Source organism: Methylobacterium jeotgali (assembly GCF_022179345.1).
In the GTDB taxonomy this organism is placed as follows: domain Bacteria; phylum Pseudomonadota; class Alphaproteobacteria; order Rhizobiales; family Beijerinckiaceae; genus Methylobacterium; species Methylobacterium jeotgali.
The window spans coordinates 23,871-29,873 of sequence record NZ_BPQR01000068.1 but is presented as its reverse complement, the minus strand read 5'-3'; the positions used below and the strand labels follow the sequence as shown (position 1 = coordinate 29,873).

The 6,003-nt window shown below is 69.9% G+C and carries 3 protein-coding genes; 2 read left to right on the top strand and 1 reads right to left on the bottom strand.

Annotated features, from left to right (window positions below; translation table 11 throughout):
- Positions 1-56: 56 nt before the first annotated feature.
- On the bottom strand, positions 57-1,034 hold the full coding sequence (locus tag MFF04_RS18135) for an aliphatic sulfonate ABC transporter substrate-binding protein (RefSeq protein ID WP_238277849.1): 978 nt from the start codon (positions 1,032-1,034) through the stop codon (positions 57-59).
- 185 nt (positions 1,035-1,219) lie between these two features.
- Here MFF04_RS18135 and MFF04_RS18130 point away from each other — a divergent pair, with 185 nt between their 5' ends.
- Positions 1,220-4,009: a [protein-PII] uridylyltransferase gene (locus tag MFF04_RS18130; protein ID WP_238277846.1), complete on the top strand. Its 2,790-nt coding sequence runs from the start codon at positions 1,220-1,222 to the stop codon at positions 4,007-4,009.
- A 166-nt stretch (positions 4,010-4,175) separates the two neighbouring features.
- A complete protein-coding gene (mqo, locus tag MFF04_RS18125) occupies positions 4,176-5,888 on the top strand; it encodes a malate dehydrogenase (quinone) (RefSeq protein WP_238277844.1) in 1,713 nt (570 codons plus the stop codon).
- Positions 5,889-6,003: the final 115 nt, after the last annotated feature.

The following is a 6,003-nucleotide window of genomic DNA, read 5'->3' as shown; positions in this document are numbered from 1 at the left end:
CTGGCTTTCGCCCCGGCCCGTGATAAGGGCCGGGGCGAAAGCCAGTCGGGCGCGGCCTACTTCGCCGGGCCGGGGTTGAACTGCGGGTCGATCAGCCCGTCGACCGCCGCCTTCACGTCGGTGCCGGCGGGGATCACCCCCGCCTCCTGGAGGGCGAGGCCGGCGGCGCGGATCGACTCGGCCTGGGCCGCACCGACATTCGGCTGCGACAGGTCGGTGCGCTCGAGCTGGCGGGCGATCACCGGGTCGGGGAGCTTGGTGGCGGCGACGAGGGCGGCCTTGAGCGCCTCGGGGTTCTTGATCGCGTAGTCGCGGGCGCGCTCGTAGGCGGCGATCACCGTCCTCACCAGCTCGGGGTTCTCTTTCGCGAAGGCCTCGCGCACGTCGAGCACGCCCCAGGTGTTGGCGGAGGCGTCCCGGTGGAAGAGCACGGAGCCGGCCTCGATCTCGGAGGCGGCCATCATCGGATCGAGCCCGGCCCAGGCGTCGACGTCGCCCCGCTCCAGGGCCGTGCGCCCGTCCGCGTGCTGGAGAAGCACGAGCTTGGCGTCCCGCTCCGTGAGACCGGCGCCCTGGAGGGCGCGGATCAGGAAGATGTGCGGGTCGGTGCCGCGCGTGACCGCGATGCGCTTGCCCTTGAGGTCGGCGACCGTCTTGATGCCGCTGTCCTTGCGGGTGACGAGCGCGGTCCACTCGGGCCGGGAATAGGCGTAGACGACCTTGATCGGATTGCCGTTGATCCGCGCCAGCAGCGCCGCGGCGCCCGCCGAGGAGCCGAAATCGATGGCGCCGCCGTTGAGGAACTCCAGCGCCTTGTTGGAGCCGAGCGACTGCGTCCAGCGCACCGTGATCCCCTGCGGCTTCACCGCCTCCTCGAGGAAGCCCTTCTCCTTCAGGAGCAGGCCGACCGGGTTGTAGGTCGCCCAGTCGATCCGGATCTCCTTCACGTCGGCGGCGCCGGCCGGGGCGGCGGGAAGCGCGAGAAGGCCGGCTGCGAGGGCGGCGCTGGCAAGGATCGAGCGGCGGGTCGTCATGGTCTCTGGCGGCTCCGGACGGCCCGCCTCCCGGCGGGCTCTGTGCGGCGGAGCTAGCGGCGCATCGTTCGGAATGTCAAACGCAAAATCCGCTCAAGAGAACGAGCGATCACATCTTTCCCGCGCCTTCACCAGGTCCGGCCGCCGCCGCTGTCGCGCGGTGCGCAACATGCTACGGGAACGGGATGTTCGACGCCGCCGCATCCCTGGCCCAGGTCCTCGACACCCTCGACCGCGAGGCGCGGGAGCCGACCCTCCTCCGGGCGGCGCTGGTGCCGCAGCTCCGGCGGGTCATCGAGGAGGGCCACGCGGAGGCCGAGCGGCGGCTCATCGCCGACGGGGACGGCCTCGCCTGCGCGCAACGCATCAGCGGGCTCACCGACGCGGTGGTGCGGGCGATCTACGACGCGGTCTGCTGGCGGCTCTACCCCAACGACAACCCGACCACCGGCGAGCAGCTCGCGGTGGTGGCGACCGGCGGCTATGGCCGGGGCACCATGGCGCCGGGCTCGGACATCGATCTCCTGTTCCTGCTCCCCTACAAGCAGACCGCCTGGTCCGAGAGCGTCGTCGAGGCGATCCTCTACGTGCTCTGGGACCTCAAGCTGAAGGTCGGCCACGCCACCCGCTCCGTGGACGAGTGCCTGCGCGAGGGCAGGGCCGACATCACCATCCGCACGGCGCTCCTTGAGGCGCGCTTCCTGTTCGGCACGCGCGCCCTCTACGAGGAGCTCGTCACCCGCTTCGATTCCGAACTCGTGCTGGGCACTGCCCACGAGTTCGTCGATGCGAAGCTGCGCGAGCGCGACGCCCGCGTCGCCAAGGCCGGCTCGTCCCGCTACCTCGTCGAGCCGAACGTCAAGGACGGCAAGGGCGGGCTTCGCGACCTCAACACCCTGTTCTGGATCGCCAAGTACACCTACCGCGTCCGCGACCAGGCGGAGCTGGTGGCCGCCGGCCTGTTCACGGCGGAGGAGTACCGCCTGTTCGAGCGCTGCGACGAGTTCCTGTGGCGGGTGCGCTGCCACATGCACTTCGCCACCGGCCGGGCCGAGGAGCGGCTCTCCTTCGGGCTCCAGCCGAAGATCGCCGAGCGCATCGGCGTCCACGCCCGCGGCGGCCTCTCCGGCGTCGAGCGCTTCATGAAGGCCTACTTCCTGATCGCCAAGGACGTCGGCGACCTCACCGCCATCGTCTGCGCGGAGCTCGAGGCGCGGCACGCCAAGCGCACGCCGGTGCTCGACCGCTTCATCGGCCGCTTCCGGGACCGCTTCCGCGCCACCGCCATCGAGGCGGAGGATTTCTGGATCGACCACGGCCGCGTGAACCTGCGCGCCGAGGACGCCTTCGAGCGCGACCCCGTCAACCTGATCCGGCTGTTCTGGCTCGCCGACCGCCACAACCTGCCGATTCACCCCGACGCCAAGCGCCTCGCCAACCGGTCGCTCAAGCTGATCAACGCCTCGCTGCGCGCGGACGCGGAGGCCAACCGGCTGTTCCTGGAGATCCTGGCCTCGCGCAACTCGCCCGAGACCATCCTGCGCCAGATGAACGAGGCGGGCGTGCTCGGCCGCTTCATCCCCGATTTCGGGCGCATCGTGGCGATGATGCAGTTCAACATGTACCACCACTTCACGGTGGACGAGCACCTGCTGCGCTCGGTGGGCGTGCTCGCCGACATCGATGCCGGCCGCGTCGCGGAGGAGCACCCGCTGGTCTCCCGGCTGATCGGCACCATCCAGCACCGGCGCGCCCTCTACGTGACCGTGCTCCTCCACGACATCGCCAAGGGGCGGCCGGAGGACCACTCGATCGCGGGCGCCGCCATCGCGCGAAAGCTCTGCCCGCGCTTCGGGCTCAGCCAGTCCGAGACCGACACCGTCGCCTGGCTCGTCGAGCACCACCTCCTCATGTCGATGACCGCGCAGAGCCGCGACCTCTCCGACCCGAAGACCATCGAGAAGTTCGCGAGCATCGTGCAGTCCCTGGAGCGGCTGAAGCTCCTCACCATCCTGACGGTCGCCGACATCAAGGCGGTCGGGCCCGGCGTCTGGACCGCCTGGAAGGGCACGCTCCTGCGCACGCTCTACGACGAGACCGAGGTCGTGCTGTCGGGCGGCCATTCCGAGATCGCCCGCACGGACCGCACCCGCCTCATCCAGATGGCGCTGCGCGAGCAGCTCTCCGACTGGGCGGCGGGCGAGTTCGACAGCTACGCCGCGCGCCACAACCAAGCCTACTGGCTCAAGGTCGACGGGGTGCGCCAGGTCAAGAACGCGGGCTTCATCCGGCGCCTCACCGCGGAGGGCCGCACGGTGGCGACCGAGGTCGAGACCGATCCGGTGCGCGGCATCACCGAGATCACCGTCTACTCGCCGGACCACCCGCGGCTGCTCGCGATCATGACCGGGGCCTGCGCGGCCTCGGGCGGCAACATCGTCGACGCGCAGATCTTCACCACGACCGACGGCTTCGCCCTCGACACGATCTTCCTGTCCCGCGCCTTCGACCGCGACGAGGACGAGCTGCGCCGGGCGCGGCGCATCACCGCGGCGATCGAGCGGGCGCTCAAGGGCGAGATCCGCATCGCCGACCTCGTGGCCGACAAGCACCCGGCCTCGGCCCGCGCCAAGACCTTCCTGGTGCCGCCGGACGTGTTCATCGACAACGCCCTGTCGAGCCGGGAGACCGTCGTGGAGATCACCGGCCTCGACCGGCCGGGCCTGCTCTACGAGCTGACCACGGCGCTGAGCCGGCTCAACCTCAACATCACCTCCGCCCACGTCGCGACCTTCGGCGAGCGGGCGGTCGACGTGTTCTACGTGACCGACCTCACCGGCACCCGCGTCATCCAGCCCGAGCGGCAGCGGGCGATCCGTGCGGCGGTGATGGAGGTGTTCGCCGGCGACGTCGCCGCGCTCAAGGCCGAGGGGCTCGAGGCCCTTATTGCCGCCCCGCCCCCGCGGGAGGCCTGACCGCCGCGCTCCGGCGAGCGCAGCTGAGTCCGGGAGACCGCGGCGAGGCGACATGTCGAGGCCGCTGTTGCGCGCATAGCTGGCATTAAGTTGTCACGATGGCGTCGGCGTTGTAGCGCGATCCTACGACGATCCGCCAAGATCTGACATAGAATTGATCCAGATTATGAATAATAAATCCCACCCCATGACCGAGAGCATGAACCATAATGCTTCGGGCCTGAACCGCCGTCAGCTCATCGGCACGGCTCTGACCGGCGCCGTGGCCGCGTCTCTACCGGCGCCTGCGCTGGCCGCGCCTGCCCGGACGGTCGACGCCCTGCTGATCGGCGGCGGCATCATGAGCGCCACCCTCGGCATCTGGCTGCGCACCCTGGAGCCGGACTGGTCGATCGAGATGGTCGAGCGGCTCGACGGCGTGGCGCTGGAGAGCTCGAACGGCTGGAACAACGCCGGCACCGGCCACTCGGCGCTGGCCGAGCTGAACTACACGCCCGAGGACGACAAGGGTAACGTCCGCATCACCCAGGCGGTGGCGATCAACGAGGCCTTCCAGGTCTCGCGCCAGTTCTGGGCCTCGCAGGTCAGGGCCGGGGTCCTCAAGAACCCGCGCTCCTTCATCAACTCGACCCCGCACATGAGCTTCGTCTGGGGCGACGAGAACATCGCCTTCCTGAAGAAGCGCCATGAGGCGCTGAAGGCGAGCCCGCTCTTCGCGGGCATGGAGTACTCGACCGATCCCGAAAAGATCGGCCAATGGGTGCCCCTGATGATGGAGGGGCGCGACCCGAAGCAGAAGGTCGCCGCCACGTGGACGCCGATCGGCACCGACGTCGAGTTCGGCGAGATCACCCGCCAGTTCGTCGCCCATCTCAAGAGCCGGCCGAGCTTCGACCTGCGCCTGTCCACGCAGGTCGAGGAGATCGCCCGCAACGCCGACGGCACCTGGCGGGTGTCGAGCACGAACCTGAAGGACGGCACGAAGCAGACCGTGAACGCGCGGTTCGTGTTCATCGGCGCCGGCGGCGGGGCGCTGCCCCTCCTGCAGAAGTCCGGCATCCCCGAGGCGGACGACTATGCGGGCTTCCCCGTGGGCGGCTCGTTCCTCGTCAACGACACGCCGGACGTGACCATGCGCCACCTCGCCAAGGCCTACGGCAAGGCCTCGGTCGGCGCCCCGCCGATGTCGGTGCCGCATCTCGACACGCGCATGCTCGAGGGCAAGCGCGTGCTGCTGTTCGGGCCCTTCGCGACCTTCTCGACCAAGTTCCTGAAGGAGGGCTCCTACTTCGACCTGCCGGCTTCGGCCACGACCAGCAACCTCTGGCCCATGCTCAAGGTCGGCGTCGACCAGTACCCGCTGGTCGAGTACCTCGCCGGCCAGCTGATGCAGTCCGACGAGGACCGCTTCAAGGCGTTGCAGGAATACTTCCCGCAGGCGAAGAAGGCGCAGTGGCGCCTCTGGCAAGCGGGCCAGCGCGTCCAGATCATCAAGCGGGACGCGGAGAAGGGCGGGGTGCTCAAGCTCGGCACCGAGATCGTCGCCGCCAAGGACGGCACCATCGCCGCCCTGCTCGGGGCCTCGCCGGGCGCCTCGACCGCCGCGCCGATCATGCTGAGCGTGCTGGAGAAGGTCTTCAAGGACCGGGTCGCGAGCCCCGCCTGGCAGGCCAAGATCCGCGAGATCGTCCCGAGCTACGGCACCAAGCTCAACGACGACCCGCAGCGCGCCTATCAGGAGCTGGTCTCGACGAGCGAGCAGCTCCAGCTCACGCCCCCGCCCGCCGCCGTCTCCGCCGCGAAGCCGGTGGACGTTCCCGGCGCCGACGCGGGCGCCGTCGAGGGGCGGATCAAGCAGAACCCCGACATTGCCCCCTGAGTCCGGCTCCGTCCGGCGGGTGCCTCCCGGTGCCACGGCCGGGGGGCCTCGCTCGGGTTGATTTCGGCAGGCGAGCGCCTGATATCAGCCCCGGTTTCCCCCGGCTCACCCACCA